The following is a 17,798-nucleotide window of genomic DNA, read 5'->3' as shown; positions in this document are numbered from 1 at the left end:
AAAATACGCTGATACCATTAACTTTAAAATAAATACCCGTAATTTGGTTGGTCAGAAATTGGGTACATATAGATGTTAGAGAATTTTCACAAGAATTTCTAACAAAAGAATTTTTTGTAAAAAACAATTCAGAATTAATACCCACTACAATCGTTAATCTTGCTAAACAGAAGGTTTTTCTAGTACATGTGAGGTAATACTGCAAGTCAAACAGCTACAGTAAACCAGGAGGGACAAGAAGAACGAGTAGACCCAAAAACCCTAAAGGCTTGTGACAAATTAATTGAATTCATAAAAGAATGGGAAAAATTTGAACCTTATATTTATGATGATTCAAAAGGTTATGCAACAATTGGATATGGATATTTAATTGCACGAAATAGTAAAGATAATATTACCATTCCTGATGAATTTAAAAATGGAATTACTGAAGAAAAGGCGACAGTATTGTTCAAAAAGAATTTAGAAAAATATGAAAAATCTGTACAAAGAGATGTAACGGTTAATCTTTATCAAAAAGAGTTTGATGCATTAGTAGATTTATTATTTAATTGTGGGGCATACTTCTTAAAAAACGAAAAGGCTCCTAAGTTGTATAAGAATTTAATTGATGAAAAATATGAAGATGCTGCTAAAGAGTTTTTAGATATTGAAAATAAAATAAGAAGAGAACAAAATTATCAAATGTTTATTAATGGGAACTATGATTCAACACACTAAAAGTAGCGTATTTATTTACTTATTTATCCAATTGTTTATTTCATGTAATGGAAATGGGCAAGACAAAAAAGAAGGAGTTTGGTATTTTACGAAGTCCAGGCAATTTGTATTAGATCCCAAAAATGAAATAGAAACTCTTTTTGATTACAAAGATCAATATATTGTCCTGAGGAATGACAGTATTTTTTATGCAATAGGTGATACCATTACTCCTGCATGTTTGGTAAATGGGGATTTGATAAAAGAAAGCTTAGATTTTAATATAAATGGGGGTGATGATGACAGGAAAAGAATAAAAATGTTTTTAAAGGATACACTTAATCTGGATGAAAAAAAATTTAAAGGGCTTTATAAATTAGATTGTGATCCACCAATGAATAAGCTTTTTGATTTTGGAGATAAATTTTTGATTAGAGAGTATGGAGTTTATTATCATGTCTTTGAAAAAACAAAACCTTTAACCCAAAAGACCAAAGACGTTAAAGTGGAGATAGAAAACCTAGAAACCTACATTTTGCCAATAGATTATGACAAATCCAAATCATTAACTTTTACGCCAATTAAAGGTGTTTTTTCCGAAATTGATATGGAAAACCTTAGCCTTTTAAAACTTCCTATGATTTATGATTTGAACCCTATTTTGATTAGAGGGCATCATCCAAGAGGAGATGAACAATATTGTTTAGCTATTTTCAATAATCAAATGCAGATGTTAGATTATATGAGAATTATGTACTTTGAGGAAACTGAACAGGAAGATGATTTCGGAGTATTATTAACAAGCTTTTCGATAAATAAAGATTATCAACTTACTATTAAAAAAGAAAAAAGTTTAAAAAATAGAAATCTAATAGAGAAAGTTAGATACAAAGTAATGAATGAAGGTAAATTTAAAAAATTAGACAATGACTTTTGAAAAACAAATATTAGTGGTATTCAGTGTTTTGTGTATGACGATAATTTTATTTTTGCTCTATCGTAAGAGGAAAAGTTCAGAGTATCAATTTATAGCATTGCAGATGTTGCTAACTTCTGTGATTTGGCTCACAATCGCATTGGCGTTTTTAGGTTCTAAATACTTCAGTTACGTAGATCTTGTAGATAGGGTTGATCGTGAGAGGAGTACAGAAAATATACCTAAAAAATGCAAGTTTACAGAATCAGAATTCGATATCATTGAAGAACTTTTCAGGGCAAAAAAGAACTTAATTGGCTATAGTGCTTTCATTGAGGAGTCTGCTCTTAGTTTTGATCCAGAAGATTTTTCTTTTGAAGAAAGTTTTTTAGAAAATGATATTTTGAAATTTGAGAATAAAGAGTATAGTTTAGAATACTGGAAAGAAGTTGATTCTATTGTTAATTCAATTTATACAGGTAATAATCCATATTATTTGGAACGGAGTAATTCCTATTTTCCTATCACAATTGTACCTAGTTCAGATGATTCAAAAAATGCATTTGTAAGTCAAAATGATATCGTATTTCATAATCTTGAAGATTATGAATATAAAAGTAAAATAAAATATATTCAAAGAAAGATTAGAAATTTTGATAGGTCTGCTAGTTCTATTACAGAATTGTGGGAAACAAATAGAGGGTATATTTATGCAGTTGTTTCAAAATCAAAATACAATTTGGTTGCCAAAATGATCGATGACCTTATTGTTATCTATGATAGAATTATACAAGAACCCAATTATAGAGAATTTTACCAAGCACACAATATTTATATTGATTCAGTTGGCTCTCAGCATACCTATAACAATATTGTGTTTCTTAGCTACCCAACCTATGAATTTGTGGACTCCTTTGATAGTTATTGGGGGTTTGGTTTTTGGGATAGACGTTTTACTGAAAAAAATGACCAAGCAGTTTATAAAATTCTCAAAGAAATACAAAAACATTATAACGATTGATTATGAAAAAAACGACACTTATTATTGCAGTGTTAGGGCTTATAATTTTGAATATTGCATCCTATTATACAAAATTATCAAATACCCTTAGTGTACAGTTAGATAAAAAAATAAATAATAATTTAAAAAGAGCCAACAAAATATCACGATTGGAAAAAAGAATAGAATCAATCCGAGAGTTAAGCCGTAGTCAATCTCATTATGAATATTTAGATTTAAATATTGTAGATTATTATAGGGTAAATACCTGTTTGAAGGATCATATTGAAGATGTCAATTTACCTAGCGATTGTATGGATTATATTGTAGATCTGCTAATTGATTATAAAGGAAAAGTTGATTTTATCGAATCAATAATAGGTTATTCAATATATTATAATGACTTTTCAGTTGGTTATTGGTTTCCAAGGGATTTATTTGAATATAATGCATCATTTGATGCTAAGGTAGTTCGTCATTTTTTGAATAGATACCGAAATCCACAAAAATTGGAGGAAGAATTTAATACCTATAAAAGTTATTTTTATAACAGAATACCTAAAAGTATTTATGATAAAGTTTTTAATAAAATTGTTACGGATCTTTTAAATTCATTCAATGATATTGAACAACAGGAAGATAAAGAATCCTATTTTAAAGAAATCTATGCTAAAGCAGAAATAGATTATAGTCATAGTGATTACTGGACAATTACTTTTTGGAAAAGAAGAGCAGAGGAAAAGAATGATACAGTGGTCTTTAATATATTGACAGAAATTAAAAAACACTATGAATGAACAAAGAACAAATACAAAAGTACTTTAAATGTAAATTTTACTTGGAGAATAACTATATATGAGAAACCGTATATAATTGCACTCTATTAGGAATTACCACTAACCCTCAAAAAAAACAAACCTGAGCCTTGTTTTGTCGATAGACATGTTTTGATAGGCAGTAATGTGAATTTACAGCAAGAAGTCTATGAATTGAGTACTTTTGTGAAAAAATTGTAGCAAAGTGAACATTCAAGATACCATTGTGGCATTAGCTACGGCAAATGGAGCAGGAGCCATAGCCGTGATTCGTTTATCAGGAGAAAACGCCATTCATATTGCCAATAGCGTTTTTAAGTCGGCAGTAAATGAAAAAGCCTTGGTAGAAAAGAATAGCCACACCATCAGCCTTGGAGATGTGGTGGATGGAGAAAGAATATTGGATCGAGCTTTGTTTTCTGTTTTTAAAAATCCGCATTCCTACACGGGTGAAAATGTGGTTGAAATTTCCTGTCATGGTTCCGTCTTTATACAGCAACAAGTCCTTCAACTACTCATCAAAAAAGGAGCAAGAATGGCAACTGCAGGAGAATTTACCATGCGAGCCTACCTCAATGGAAAAATGGATCTTGCCCAAGCCGAAGCCGTAGCCGATTTGATAGCCGCAAACTCCGATGCTTCTCACCAAAATGCCATGCAACAAATGCGTGGAGGTTTTTCCAATGATCTACAGGATCTTAGAGAGCAACTGATTCACTTTGCCGCCATGATTGAGTTAGAACTCGATTTCTCTGAAGAAGACGTAGAATTTGCCGATCGATCGGAGCTTCACGAATTACTCCATAAACTTGAAAAGGCCTTAAAATACCTCTCTGATTCTTTCTCCTTAGGAAATGTGATCAAAGAAGGAATCCCCGTAGCAATAGTAGGAGAGCCCAATGTGGGGAAATCTACCTTACTCAACGCTTTGCTCAATGAAGAACGCGCTATAGTATCTGACATAGAGGGAACTACCCGAGATACTATTGAAGACGAATTGGTACTCGATGGAATTTGTTACCGATTTATAGACACCGCTGGAATTCGAAAAACAGCTGATACCATTGAGTCTATCGGAATCCAAAAGACTTATGAGAAAATCGCTTCTTCCCGAGTGGTTTTGTATATGATGGATGCTCAAAGGCTTCATAATAAACAAAGTGAATACTTGGAAGAAATCCAAAAAATAGCCAAAAAATACCCCGATAAACTTCTGATTCCTATTCTCAATAAAGTGGATGCCCTAGAAAAGGAAATTCCTACAGAACTCCAAAATTTATCTCATTTTATTGCCCTCTCTGCCAAACAAAAACAAGGCGTAGAAAAACTCACCCACCTACTTATTTCCTTAGTAGAAAAAGGTGCTCTAACCAACAACGATACCATAGTTACCAATAGCCGACACTACGAGGCACTCACCCAAGCCTTAGATTTTATCAGAAAAACCCAAGAAGGACTCCAACTCCAAATTCCAGGCGACCTCCTTGCGATGGACATCCGTCAATCGCTCCACTACCTAGGAACCATCACAGGAAATATAGACGTGGATGAAGATATCCTAGGGAAGATTTTTAGTAGTTTTTGTATAGGGAAGTAACCATGTAAAATAAAGGATTATCAAAATAGAATAAAACCCATATAAACTATTGTTTATCTGGGTTTTTTAATTTTGTTATATATGATTGTTTTGTGATTATATATGTTTTATTTGTCTCTAATTTGTACCTTTGCTGTACCTTTTGTGTTTTTGCGATACAAAAATTGGAAAATAATTGGATATAGGGAGAAATAAAGTTACTTAATAAACCTTATTATATTCTAATTATTTTAATCGTTACTTAAAAATGGTATAAATGACAAAATCAACTTTTACGATTCTAAAACCTTGTTTGCAATGTGGGAATATGTTTGAAGCTCAAAAAAGAACTACAAAATATTGTTCTCATAAGTGTAACTCTAAACATTATAAGATTAGAAAAAGATTAGAAGTAAAGAAGGAGGTAGAAGGTGAAGTAAATCAGCAAATAAAACCGAAAGTTAATGCTTTATCTATGGCTTTAATTAAGGGTAAAGAATTTCTAACGGTTAATGAAGTTGCACATTTATTGAATTGTTCAAAAATGACAGTATACAGAATGATAAAAGAGAAAAGTATTAACTCATATAATCTGAGTAAAAGATTAACACGAATTAAACGATCAGATATTGAAATTTTATTTGAGAAAAAAACTACCATACCTGTAAAGGAACTAACTATAGATGACTGTTATATAATGGAACAAATTATTAATAAGTTTAATGTTTCGAGAAATACTATTTATAATTATGTAAGTAAACATGGAATAAAAAGAATAAAACAAGATGGTGTTACTTATTATTCTATTCAGGATATTGAGCGAATTTTTAATGTTTAACTAATTTTACTATTATCATGGCTATAAAAGTTACTTTAAGATTAAAGCCAATAAAAGACGGTCGTTTAAGTCTTTATCTAGATTTCTACCCTGCTATTTTCAATCCAAAAACCAATAAGAAAACAAGAAGAGAATTCTTGAGAATGTATGTTTTGGAAAAACCTAAAAATAGAAAAGATAAGAAGCATAAATCTGAAATGTTATATATCGCAGAAGGAATTCGTCAGAAAAGGGAAAACGAATTAAATAAACCTGAAATATATACTGAATATGAGAAGGGGTTGTTAAAGAAGAATGAATTAGGTAAAACGAATTTTTTGGAATACTTCTATAAGATGGTAGAAAGTCGTGAAGGAAAAACAAGAGATAGTTGGTATGCTTCTTATAAATATTTAAATGATTTTACAAATGGTGAAATACTATTTAATCAATTATCTATAAGTTTCTTTGAAAATTTCAAACAATACTTGTTGAGTTGTGACAGTCGTAATGTTATAGGGAAAAAACTGTCAAAAAATACTGCATCATCTTACTTTAAAAAGGTGAAAGCATGTTTAAAACAAGCATATAAGGATGATTATTTAGCGACTGATCTAAATTCCCAAATTGCACCTATAAAAGAAGAGGAAAGTATTAGAGAGTATCTTTCAATTGAAGAATTAAACAGGCTAGTAAAGACACCATGTAAAAATGAAGTTATAAAAAAAATGGCTTTGTTTTCTGCCCTAACAGGGTTAAGATTTTCAGATATTAACAAGTTAAAATGGTCTGAAGTAAGAGTTGAAAATAGTGAATATAAAATTGTTTTTACTCAAAAGAAAACAAAAGAAAATGAATTTCACCCTATATCAGAACAAGCCTATGAACTACTAGGAGATCGTTTAGATGGAAGTATGAATGTATTTGAAGAAATCAAATATTCTGCATACAATAATAAGCATTTAAAACAATGGGTAATTGATGCAGGGATTAGAAAGAAAATATCTTTTCATAATTTTAGGCACACATATGCTACTTTGCTATTGGAATCTGGAACTGATTTATATACTGTATCTAAAATGTTAGGACATAAGAATGTAAAGACAACACAGATTTACGCAAAAGTGGTTGATTCCTTAAAAAAACAAACTGTAGATAGAATTAAATTAAATTTTGAAGATGAGTAAAATAGATGATTTATCTTTTGATGAATATATAAAAAACATTAGTGGTTATAATTACTTTGCATTATTTGAATTAAAATTCAGAGAAATGGGGACTAATAATAAATATAACACTTTACAAGGAAGTATATTTTTATTCAAAAATAGTGAATTATTTAGTGATAAAGAATTCCGTGATGGACTTAAAGATCTAATAGATGTAGTTAATAAAATTGAGATAGAAAGATGTGTTGATTATGCACTTATTGATATTATAAACTATATAGAAAATAAAACAAATAATTTCGAAACATCAAAAGTTAACATTGCTTTAAAAGAAATGGAGGTTTTTGAAGAAATAGAATTCAAAGAAATAGTAAAACCTCAATTGATAGAATATTACAATTTTAAAAAATGGAAAATCCCTTTTAAAGTAGTAAGAGTCATGGATGATCCAGTTGAAATTATAGAATTTCATGAAATGCTAAATAAGATCTCCCCTTTCTGTATGGATTCATTTTATGAAGTAAAGAATTTATTAAAAAGTAAATTAAAATCACATGATGATAACAAAATAATAAAGGAACAAAATGAAGGTGAGCTTTCTTTGAAAATACAAAAGCATTTTGGATTCTTTAACATGAAATGTCCTCGAAAACACAAACAAATATTGAATGATAATGATTTCGAGAAATTGATTAATTGGACAATTAGCTATTATGAGAATGATTGTATTGTCCCAAAGATTACAGAGCCTATAAAAGTTGTAAATACAAACAAAACTTATGTTCAATTAGCATTTAGATATTTGTTTAAGGTACTCCATAATAACAGAACATATCCTAATTCTCTTTTTGAATTTTATAAAAAAACCTTTGCTCCTTATTCTGAAGACAAAGAAAAAAACTTTATGGCAGTAAGAAATGATGATGAGGTAAAGAAATTAATGCATATTGATTATTAAATAACGATATCCGTAAATACGGATTTTAACCGTAAATTATCCGTATTCTATTTTCAGTATTTCGCAAAGTATTACAAATAAAATACTGAAAATATGACAGAAGATTTATCATTCGATAAGTTGCCAAAAGCAGTGGCAATATTAATGAAAGAGGTTTTTGAAATTAAACGTCTTTTAGTTGAAATTGAGGGGCAAAATAATATTCCAGAGCCTGAACTATTTCTGACAATTAAAGAAACGGCAAAGTTTCTTAATCTTAAAGTACCGACTATTTATAGTAAGGTGAGTAGAGGTGAACTACCTGTAATGAAAAGGGGTAAAAGCCTCTACTTTTCTAAAGCTGAACTTATAGAGTATCTAAAGGAGGGGCGTAAAATGTCCAACTCTGATTTGGATAAACAAGTGGAAAATTATTTGAGAGATAATTAAATCCTTGAAATTATGATAATTCAGAAAAACAAGGTTGAAATAATTCTAATAAATGATCAGATTATAGGAGTTATTTCTCAAGTGATTTCAGAAATGAATTATAGTTTAACTTATAATTTAGGTTCGCTGTTTTTTAGAGTGAAAATTTTAAAAATATATTGTGTTTGGTGGTGTCAATCTTTGGGCTTAAAGAAATACCCTCAGATTTCAAATCTGTCATTGAATAATTATATAATTGATGCAAATGATAGATTTTATAAAATTTAGAACTGAAGGTAAAGCTGATTTTCTAATTAATAATCATGCTTTAAATTATAGAAGTTCAATTAAAACTTATACTGGAGAAATTATTGATTACCCTTATAAAATGCACAAAGATTATAAGAGTTTCAAAATTGATATACATCCACTAACATTTTATACAAAAGGAACTTTTCATAAGTATTTACAGAATGGTGAGAATTGGAAAGATTTCTCAATTTATGATTTCAAAACTGCTGTTCAGGGTTTTGAAAAAGAATTTGGTTTAGATATCGAAAATTCAACCATTCATTTTATAGAGTATGGAGTCAATATGACTGTACCTTTTAATCCGAACTTAGATAATCTTCGTAAAATTTTCATTAGCTATAAGGGTAGACCATTTCAACCATTAAGGAGCAATACTACTCAATGTATCGGACTTGAGTGCGTTTTTAGTCAATATAGAATTAAGTTGTATTCAAAGACATTACAATACAATTTAAAAGAAAATGTAATAAGATTTGAAATCCAAGTCTCTAAAATGCAAAAAATAGGGACTAAGGATTTACGAATTAAAGATCTTTATTCTGAAGATTTAGTAATCACCAAAATGAAAATTGATTTGGTCAATGTTATGGAACGAATGATTGTTTTTGATGAAAAAATTAAAGCAAAAACAATAAATGAAGAGTTATTCCTAAGTCAAGTTTCGAATCCAAATTATTGGGCGGGGCTAAATCCAAAATCATTTTTTAAGCAAAAGCAAAAATATATGCGAATTGTTGAAAGTCGAAACGCGGTTCTACATTCATCTTTAATTACTCTTGTTAAAGATAAATGTAATGATCTATCTTTTAAAAATGAGGAGAACAATTTACCCTTTAATATAAGTGGTAAAAAATTCACTAAAGAAGATTTATAACACCATGTAATTAACCATAGATAGAATTAGTAAAAGTACTTGCCCCATTAAAAACAGAATTATATACTAAAAGTTATGAGTAAATCGACAAAAGCTATAGTAAATCTGAGGGTTTCAGAAATTGCCTCATTACTTATAGATGGTAAAAGCAGAATAGATATTGTAGAATATAGTTCTATAAAATGGACTATAGGAGAAAGGCAAACGGACAAATACATTGCAAAAGCTAGAGAGTTAATAAGCAATGAGAATAAAAAGAATGTACGATATGATTACGGTAAAGCTTTAAAGAGATATGAACTCTTGTATTCTAAAGCAATGGAAGATAAGGATTACAGATTAGCCCTGTCTGTAAATAAAGAAATATCTCAATTACAAGGGTTGAATAAGATAGAAGTAGAACATTCAGGTAGTATAGAGTTTATCTCTAATATCCCTGATTAAAAAAGTAAATATGAAAAAAGAAGAACAAGAAATTTATAAATCAATTAGTTTGTCTATTGAAACATTAGAGCAGTTAATTGATTGCAGTTTTAATTATGAGAGAGTTAGAGTTGAAACTGTTAAAAGGATGTCTAGTATTGATACAAAATATCAAGGAATATCTGATAGATATAAAGTGATATGGAATCCTAATAGGTACGTATTTTTCACAAGGAGTCATGATATTGGAATATTAAAATATTTTGACGTGGAGGCATATGACCTTAATGACGAATCAAGTGAAGAGGCTGTTTATTATTTGTACCTATTTGTTAAAATCTTTATTGAATTATATAAACAACCTAAACAGTTAATTAAGTATTTCAATTCATGAGAATAGACTTTGCAAATTACTACCAACCTAAACCCAAACAAGCTAGTGCTCATTCTTGCCGAGCTAAGTATTTACTCTTTGGAGGTGCAATGGGTGGAGGTAAATCATGGTTCCTGTGTGCTGAAGCCATCAAAAATGCTATGATGTTTAACGGTAATAGGTTAGTAATACTAAGAAAGGAATTATCGGTAGCTAGAAGAACGATTCTAGTTACCTTCTTTTCCATTTGTCCTCCTGAGATTATTAAAAGCTATAATCAAAGCTCTTTGACCATTACATTTGTAAATGGTTCTATTCTCACCTTTATGGAAGCCAATATTAGTAAAGACCCGTTATTGAATAAAATTAAAGGATTAGAGATTGGATGGGCAGGTATTGATGAAGCTAATGAAATCAGTAAGGAAGTTTATCAAATTCTAAAAACTCGATTACGTTGGGTTCTGCCAGATGGAAATAAGCCTAGATACGAAATTAGATTAACTAGTAACCCTGAGAACTGTTGGTTGATTCCAACCTTTATTCAATCTACGAATGAAGATGAAGTCTATATTCAATCTCTAACCTCAGATAATTACAGTAAGGATAGTGATTACTATAAAAACTTAGAAGAAGCTTTTAAGGATAATCCTATCATGCTAAAAAAGTATTTGGAAGGAGATTGGTCAATGATTGATTCTATTAATCAGCTTATTCCAAATGAATACATTTCCAATTGTCAGATTCAAAAACGTCAGAACGACTACAGATCAATTGGAATTGACCCTGCACGTTTCGGTGATGATCGGACTGTCTTTGTTGTCATCTTTGATGGAGATGTTCGTAAGATAGAAACCTATCAAAAAACCTCAATTTCAGAAATTGTCACCAAAGCCATAGAATTAATGAGCTACTATGGTATAAATCCTGAAAATGTCGGTGTTGATGGTGTTGGTATTGGAGCAGGTGTAATTGATGAATTAGCATCTAAAGGTTATCGAGTAAAAGAACTGATTGGAGGTGCAAAACCAGAAGAAGTTAATTTTCCAGACAGCTTTCAACCCAGTAATCTTCGTTCTCAAATGTTTTATCAATTAAGGCAAGATATGAAAGAAGGGAATATCGGTAATATTCAAGATCAGACTTTAAAACTAGAGCTTGGTTCAATCACTTATGAAATAGCAGGTGATAAAACTGTAAAAGTTGCCAATAAGGATGTTATCCGAAAAATGCTTGGATCAAGTCCTGATATTGCAGATGCTCTTGTTTATGCCAATTGGGTAAAAGAGACAAGATCAGGTTTACCTGAAGGTTATTTACCAGCAATTAGTGGAAGTATAAACATCCGAGAAATAAATGGATGGTAGTCATATCTTTTATTAAACCGACGTTTAACAGATGATGCAACATGAAATATGTAGGATATTATAGGGTTTCAACCCAAAAACAAGGAAATTCAGGTTTAGGATTGAAAGCTCAAAAAACGGCTGTTCAAAAGTTTCTAAAATCCGATGATGAATTGATTATCGAATTCGAAGAAATTGAAAGTGGTAAGAATAACCAAAGACCTCAACTTAAAAAGGCAATAGAATATTGTAAAGAACGTAAAGCGACTTTACTCATTGCCAAATTAGATAGATTGTCAAGAAATGTAAGTTTTATATACACATTAAAAGAATCTCAGGTAGATTTTGTTTGTGTAGATATGCCCAATGCTTCAAAAGTAACCATTGGAATCATGGCTGTTTTAGCTCAAGATGAACGTGAAAGGATTTCTAAGCGAACAAAAGTTGCTTTACAGGAACTTAAGGCAAAGGGTAAGAAATTAGGAAGCCCTCAAAACTTAACAGACAAATCTCGTAAAAGAAGTATTGAAGTACGTCAAACAAGAGCATTAAATAATGAGTCGAATAAAAGAGCTACGATTCTTATTTCAAGTCTTAAAAAAGAAGGTAAGTCTTATCAATCAATTGCTAATACATTAAATGATAATAGCTATTTGACAAGTAGAGGTAATAAGTTTACATCAATGGCAGTAAAGCGATTGTTTGACAGATATCAGAGTCAAAATTTAGAATATCAAGTCTAATTAATTAGATTTGCAACAAACCGAAAAATATACGGAAGAGAAAAACTAAAAACATAGTAAAAATATAAGATAGCGTTAGCTATTTAATTCTTGTTTGAGAAAATTCGCCAAATTTTAAACACCACAAGATTAAATGGACTACCGCTCACGTTATGGCGTGGGCTTAGTTTATTTGTGGTGTGGGTGTTTGGCGATACCTCTCAAACAGTAGGCTACAGTACCCACGCTATTTTATTTCATATCATTTAAATAATCGCTTTGTTGGGACTGAAAAGCAAAAGGTAAATTCAGTTACATGAAAAAAGGATTAAAGTATTTTGCAGGTGTATTATTAATTATCGGAGCTTTAGCAAACGTAAATAATGAACGAGTTCTTTCAGCTCTAGCAATTGGACTATTAGGATTAATCATATTACCCCCAATATCTAATTCTATAAAGGATATGTTTTCTAAATGGAATAATAAGTGGATTCGTTATTCCTCATATTTCCTATTGTTTATTGTGTTTATGTCTTCTGATTCAAAAGAAGAAAGTCCATCTGTAATTTCTCCAAAACCTATTGTAATCAATTACATTAAAAATAACCCTCAGGATGCTCACATGAAAAACATTGCTTATTTGGTTGAGATGGGTGAGTTATTCGGAACCTATAACGCTTCATTAAAATATCCAGAACAAAGTAATAGAGTTTATGAGCAAAAAGATGCAGGTGAAGACTTTAGAAGATTTATGTTTAGACCTGATATTGATTTTAAAAAAGCTAAAGAATACTTAAACCCAGACAAAGAATATGGGTTTATTAAAGATTATCAGGTTGTTTTTGAGGTAGACAGCAATGGGAATATTTTTAATATGAAATCAGCAATTAAATATGATGATACACCTTTTGTGGGGTATTCAAAGAATGATGTACCTGATTTAAGAGATTATATCAATACTGAAATAGTTGATGCTAGATTAGCTGAAAAGCAACAACAAGATAAGGCTTATGAAGAGAAAAAGCAGATGAATAAAGTTATGGGAAATGCTGATTTTTGGAATTTATATGATCCAATGGTTAAAACGAGAATCTATAAATTCATTGTAGATAAAAACTGTAAGAAACTCCAAATAGAATTTAATACAGCTGACGATATGAGGAAAAGAAAACATAAAAGTAGTATGAGTGCATCTAAAGAGGTTGATTTAATGGATTTCCTTAATAATAAGATGAGTGATATTGGGTGTTATTAGATTTTTAATATAATAAACCTTTGGAATTATTAATTCCAAAGGTTTTGGTCAAATATTTTTTCATTTGGTTCTACTCTAAACTGTGTGGGTTGTTCTTTTTGTAAAAATGTTTAATTACCATAATACACTTTTCAAAACAATAGCCTTAGGTTATGTAACCACAGACAATATTATTAATAATCCAATATGGAATATTAATCTGGCTTACTATTCTCAATAACTAAAACCCACACAAATCGTGGTAGTACCTTTCATTTTATAATAGTTTAATAAATATTATAACAAAAGCTCTCTTTTAAATAGAACTTTGCTATATATTTATACTTTAGAAGAAATATATAAAATGATGGGTATTATTGCATCGATTTCCTTAGGAATCATTACTAATTTAATATATGATACTGGTAAATATGGTATCAAAGAACTAACATCTGATAATAGAAGTGATTATGAAAAAGAGCTTTCGTCAATTATTCAAAGTGTAATTGATGAGCATAAAGAAGAGTTTGATACAGAGGATAAACCTGATGGCAAGTTTTCTTTTGTGAAATCTCAAAAAATATTGAAAATTTTATTGAACTTTCATATTAATGGTGACCTTTCAGAAGAGAAAATTGTTGAAGCTTTCAATGGTGAGTCAATGGTTTATTCTCCTAGTAATAAGGAAATAGGATTCTTTTTATTAAGATTTAGAAAAAAAATAGATTCATCGGAAAAATTTAAAAAACTGTATTACAATGAAAATTATAAAAAAGAAATTTTCAAAATTAGTAATGCAATAGATGAGTTAAAAGAAAATAATTTTAAAAGTGTAACAGAATCAATTAGGAAAGTTTTACACTCAGAATATAAAAGTAGTATTGAAGATATACAAAGTTGTATTGATGATTATAAAATGCGAACTGCTTTAAATCTCATTCAAACATTAAGACAGAGAATCGAACGAGCATCTTTACTAGATATTTTTTTTAAGAGTAAGCTCTTATTTCTTGAAGCTATTTGTGAGAGAGAGCTTCAATCGAAGAGTAATCGAGATTATTCATTGAAAATAATAAAAGCTTATAATCTTGATAAAGATGACATTACCTTACAACTTAATGCTTGTCTATCATTTTTTAATGTTAATGATAATGATGAAGCATTGTTTTTGGCAAATCAAATAATTGAAAAAGATAAATATCAACACATTCCGTGGTTGATAAAAGTTTTTGTAGCTTCAAATTCTATTGAAGAATTCGAGTGTATACCCACTTTATTAAAAAGCGATGAGCTATTTATTAATTCATTGTTTTTCAACTCTATTATTCTCCAAAACGACATATTGTATGGAGCCTTACTATCAAAAGGATTTAAAGTTAACTATGAATTCGAGATAAAGGCAAAATTAACACTAAAAGATAAATCAAGACTATTTATTAATATTCATCTATTGATTGATATTATAATGAGTTTTAAGGTGTTAGATTTGAAAGGGGCATTATATCTTAAGAATTTTGAAAATGAAATTGATATTCTTTTTAAAAACTTAGAATATTACATAAAAAAGTTAAAAGGAACGGAAATTGAAGAAACTATTAATTTGGAGAAGTATTATTACAACTTTATAAAATTTCTATATATAAATAATGATCAAAATTTTTCTGATCTTTCAAATTCATTTTCTTTAATAGATAATTCATGGACAGTAACGTTTACTTTTTATCAGGCATTACAAGCTTTAGATAAGATTGAAGAATCAAATGAACTATTAGATAACTATAAGAATAACACTAACAATATAATTTATAAAGAATGGTTTATTATTAAGGCTATTAATTTAAATCAACTAAAAAGAAAAAAAGAATTAAAAGATCTGTATATAAATTATTTGGATATCATTGAAATAATAAATGAAAACAATTTAATGAATGTTATAAATATGTTTGCGGATTGTTTGGTAGGGAATGAATTTATAGATAATCAAGAAAGTCTATTACAGCTAACATTGAATAAAAAAACAGAAAACGAAACAATAAAACGAATTCTTAAAGTTTATATACGAACACATTTATTAAAAGAGAAAAATGAACAATTAATTAAAGAAGCTTTAACTTTAATACATTATCAGCCAGAAAAAGAGGGGCAAATATATTGTATAGCCGAATCATTAATTGCTCTAGAGTTATTAATTGAAGCTAGGAATTTTCTAAAGGATAAAATAAATATAAATACAGAAAATCAACTACTTAGGTTTTATATCGAATTACTTAATGAAATTGTTAGAGATAAAAATATTCATGAAAACGATATACATAATGAGTTGTTAGATTTATTGAAAAAGTGGAGGTTGTTTCAAGGTTCAAAGGATTATAAACTATTATGTTATGAGTTCGAATTATTGAATATTATAAATGATGATTCTATGCTTGAAGTAGGTGAATCTCTAATTATAAATTTCCCTGAAATAGAATGGAGTCATTATATATATGTTTATTCCCTTAAGCAATTATATGGACAGGATTTTGATTTAATTCATGAGGTCAAAGAAGATTATGAGAACGAGAAAATTGGGCTTCAAATTTTCACTATATTAAAAGATAATTCAGATTATAAAGCACTAGCGTTTAAGATAATTTTTAATCTATCTAAAAAAGACAACAATAAGGATTCAAGGACTATTTACTTTACAAATAGTATGTTATTTAGTGGTGAATTTTTTCAAAGATATTCGGAAGTTCAGGAAAATAAATATGTTCTTTTTGAACAAGATGGTCAACAAACGAGAAGGAAAGTTAGTAGTAATGATTCTTTATTAGGTAAAGAAATAGGAAGCGAGTTTAAAGTACAAAATTCTTTAGGAAAAGAATTGTTTATTAAGGTTTTAGAGGTGTATGGTGAAGAGCTAAATCTATTTTATGAGATATTAAACGAATCCGAAGATCAAACTAGTGGATTAGGTTTGATATCTATGTATTTCCCTACAGAATCTCTTGAGAAAATGAATGAGTTTCTGATTGAAAACTTTGGAAAACTTGGAACTCAACAAAAGGAATTTTCAGAAGAAAGAATAAGGGAATACTTGAATTTTGAAACAGGATTTTTAGAGATTACAAGATCTATTTTCAAAGAAAACTTTATCGATTCATATTACTCTTTAACCTCTTCAGAAAAGTTTACAATACTACCATCCTGCTTAATTTCACCTAAAGTTGATACGGACAATCCTAAATTTGTACTTGATAAATCTTCATTAATGTTGTTTTTTGAATTAACTAAAGAGGCAAGTTTTAGTTTTTCTCAAAAATTCTATATTTCAAAATTGATTACTAAGAGAATTCAGGCAAGAATAATTGCTCTTAAAAGTAATACCCAACCTAAATTGTCAACTATTATAACCAATGATGAAGTTGATGTAATTAGATATGCTGATAATTATAATGAGCAAAAAATTGAGGTATATTCCAATATCTTAAAATGGATTAATGAGAATTGTGAAGAAGTAGTTGTTGAGGAAAAAATAGATGTAGTTTTAAAATTTGATGATCATCATGTAAATGATGATTATTTTCAATGTTTGATTGAAACAGTCATGCTTGCTAATAGAGACAATCATTTTTTAATAACTGATGATATTTTCATGTATAGATTTATGAAGAATATTCGTCCTTATATCTTAAACTCGGAACATTTTATTGAAAAATACTATTCTTCATATATTGATAATGATTTTTATAAATTTTTAATGGACAGAAACTACATGGGGATTAAAATATCAAAAGATGTGTTAACAAATGAGTTTTTAAATAAACTACTGGGAAATAGTAATTATTATTCCTTAGTCTTAGAAAATTTATCCTATAAATTAGATAATAGACTTGAAAAAAACACTTTAATTTCAGAAGTCATAAGGGAAATTTATTTAATGCAAGGTATTTCATTGGAGAATCAAGCAATTTATTCATTTGAAATATTATCACAAGCTTTAATTGGTGCACCTAAAGAGTATAGAAAAGATATGTATAAAAAGTTGGATATGAAATTCAAATTATTAGGATCTAAATATAAAGAAATATTAAACCTATGTGGTTTAATTGAAAGACAATTGGCGAAAGCTAATTAAGTATAATAGGATGTTCTACTAATTAATCAATTTAAAAAT

At 29.0% G+C, this 17,798-nt stretch carries 16 protein-coding genes; all 16 read left to right on the top strand.

Annotated elements, in window-relative coordinates; genetic code table 11:
- Positions 1-351 precede the first annotated feature (351 nt).
- The 16 genes from N4A45_06935 to N4A45_06860 all read left to right on the top strand — a co-directional run bounded on the left by N4A45_06935 (position 352) and on the right by N4A45_06860 (position 17,759).
- A complete protein-coding gene (locus N4A45_06935) occupies positions 352-720 on the top strand; it encodes a glycoside hydrolase family protein (GenBank protein ID MCT4664953.1) in 369 nt (122 codons plus the stop codon).
- The gene (locus N4A45_06930) at positions 695-1,636 is read left to right on the top strand and encodes a hypothetical protein (GenBank protein ID MCT4664952.1); all 942 of its coding nucleotides are present in this window, start codon (positions 695-697) and stop codon (positions 1,634-1,636) included. Before N4A45_06935 ends, N4A45_06930 begins: the two co-directional genes overlap by 26 nt.
- A complete protein-coding gene (locus N4A45_06925; protein ID MCT4664951.1) occupies positions 1,626-2,636 on the top strand; it encodes a hypothetical protein in 1,011 nt (336 codons plus the stop codon). The genes N4A45_06930 and N4A45_06925 overlap by 11 nt, the downstream gene beginning before the upstream one ends.
- A 2-nt stretch (positions 2,637-2,638) precedes the next feature.
- Positions 2,639-3,412, top strand: a complete 774-nt coding sequence (locus N4A45_06920) for a hypothetical protein (GenBank protein ID MCT4664950.1) — start codon at positions 2,639-2,641, stop codon at positions 3,410-3,412.
- A 223-nt stretch (positions 3,413-3,635) separates the two neighbouring features.
- A complete protein-coding gene (gene mnmE / locus N4A45_06915; GenBank protein ID MCT4664949.1) occupies positions 3,636-5,027 on the top strand; it encodes a tRNA uridine-5-carboxymethylaminomethyl(34) synthesis GTPase MnmE in 1,392 nt (463 codons plus the stop codon).
- A 256-nt stretch (positions 5,028-5,283) separates the two neighbouring features.
- Positions 5,284-5,844 (top strand): helix-turn-helix domain-containing protein, encoded by a 561-nt coding sequence (locus tag N4A45_06910; protein MCT4664948.1) that lies wholly within the window; start codon positions 5,284-5,286, stop codon positions 5,842-5,844.
- Between the two features lie 17 nt (positions 5,845-5,861).
- A complete protein-coding gene (locus N4A45_06905) occupies positions 5,862-7,010 on the top strand; it encodes a site-specific integrase (protein MCT4664947.1) in 1,149 nt (382 codons plus the stop codon).
- Positions 7,003-7,950 (top strand): hypothetical protein, encoded by a 948-nt coding sequence (locus N4A45_06900; protein ID MCT4664946.1) that lies wholly within the window; start codon positions 7,003-7,005, stop codon positions 7,948-7,950. Before N4A45_06905 ends, N4A45_06900 begins: the two co-directional genes overlap by 8 nt.
- Before the next feature lie 93 nt (positions 7,951-8,043).
- Positions 8,044-8,379 (top strand): helix-turn-helix domain-containing protein, encoded by a 336-nt coding sequence (locus N4A45_06895; protein ID MCT4664945.1) that lies wholly within the window; start codon positions 8,044-8,046, stop codon positions 8,377-8,379.
- A gap of 244 nt (positions 8,380-8,623) precedes the next feature.
- Positions 8,624-9,544: a hypothetical protein gene (locus N4A45_06890; protein ID MCT4664944.1), complete on the top strand. Its 921-nt coding sequence runs from the start codon at positions 8,624-8,626 to the stop codon at positions 9,542-9,544.
- A gap of 75 nt (positions 9,545-9,619) precedes the next feature.
- Positions 9,620-9,988 (top strand): hypothetical protein, encoded by a 369-nt coding sequence (locus tag N4A45_06885; GenBank protein MCT4664943.1) that lies wholly within the window; start codon positions 9,620-9,622, stop codon positions 9,986-9,988.
- A 10-nt stretch (positions 9,989-9,998) separates the two neighbouring features.
- Positions 9,999-10,361: a hypothetical protein gene (locus tag N4A45_06880; GenBank protein ID MCT4664942.1), complete on the top strand. Its 363-nt coding sequence runs from the start codon at positions 9,999-10,001 to the stop codon at positions 10,359-10,361.
- Complete coding sequence (locus N4A45_06875; protein ID MCT4664941.1) at positions 10,358-11,704, top strand: phage terminase large subunit; 1,347 nt, start codon at positions 10,358-10,360, stop codon at positions 11,702-11,704. The genes N4A45_06880 and N4A45_06875 overlap by 4 nt, the downstream gene beginning before the upstream one ends.
- Positions 11,705-11,745: 41 nt before the next feature.
- The gene (locus tag N4A45_06870; protein MCT4664940.1) at positions 11,746-12,426 is read left to right on the top strand and encodes a recombinase family protein; all 681 of its coding nucleotides are present in this window, start codon (positions 11,746-11,748) and stop codon (positions 12,424-12,426) included.
- Between the two features lie 295 nt (positions 12,427-12,721).
- Positions 12,722-13,660: a hypothetical protein gene (locus N4A45_06865; GenBank protein MCT4664939.1), complete on the top strand. Its 939-nt coding sequence runs from the start codon at positions 12,722-12,724 to the stop codon at positions 13,658-13,660.
- Positions 13,661-14,003: 343 nt separating this feature from the next.
- Positions 14,004-17,759 (top strand): hypothetical protein, encoded by a 3,756-nt coding sequence (locus tag N4A45_06860; protein ID MCT4664938.1) that lies wholly within the window; start codon positions 14,004-14,006, stop codon positions 17,757-17,759.
- The last annotated feature ends 39 nt before the right edge of the window (positions 17,760-17,798 follow it).

Source organism: Flavobacteriales bacterium (assembly GCA_025210805.1).
In the GTDB taxonomy this organism is placed as follows: Bacteria; Bacteroidota; Bacteroidia; order Flavobacteriales; family CAJXXR01; genus JAOAQX01.
Note: the sequence above shows the minus strand (reverse complement) of the source record. Positions and strands in the feature narration are given on the sequence as shown.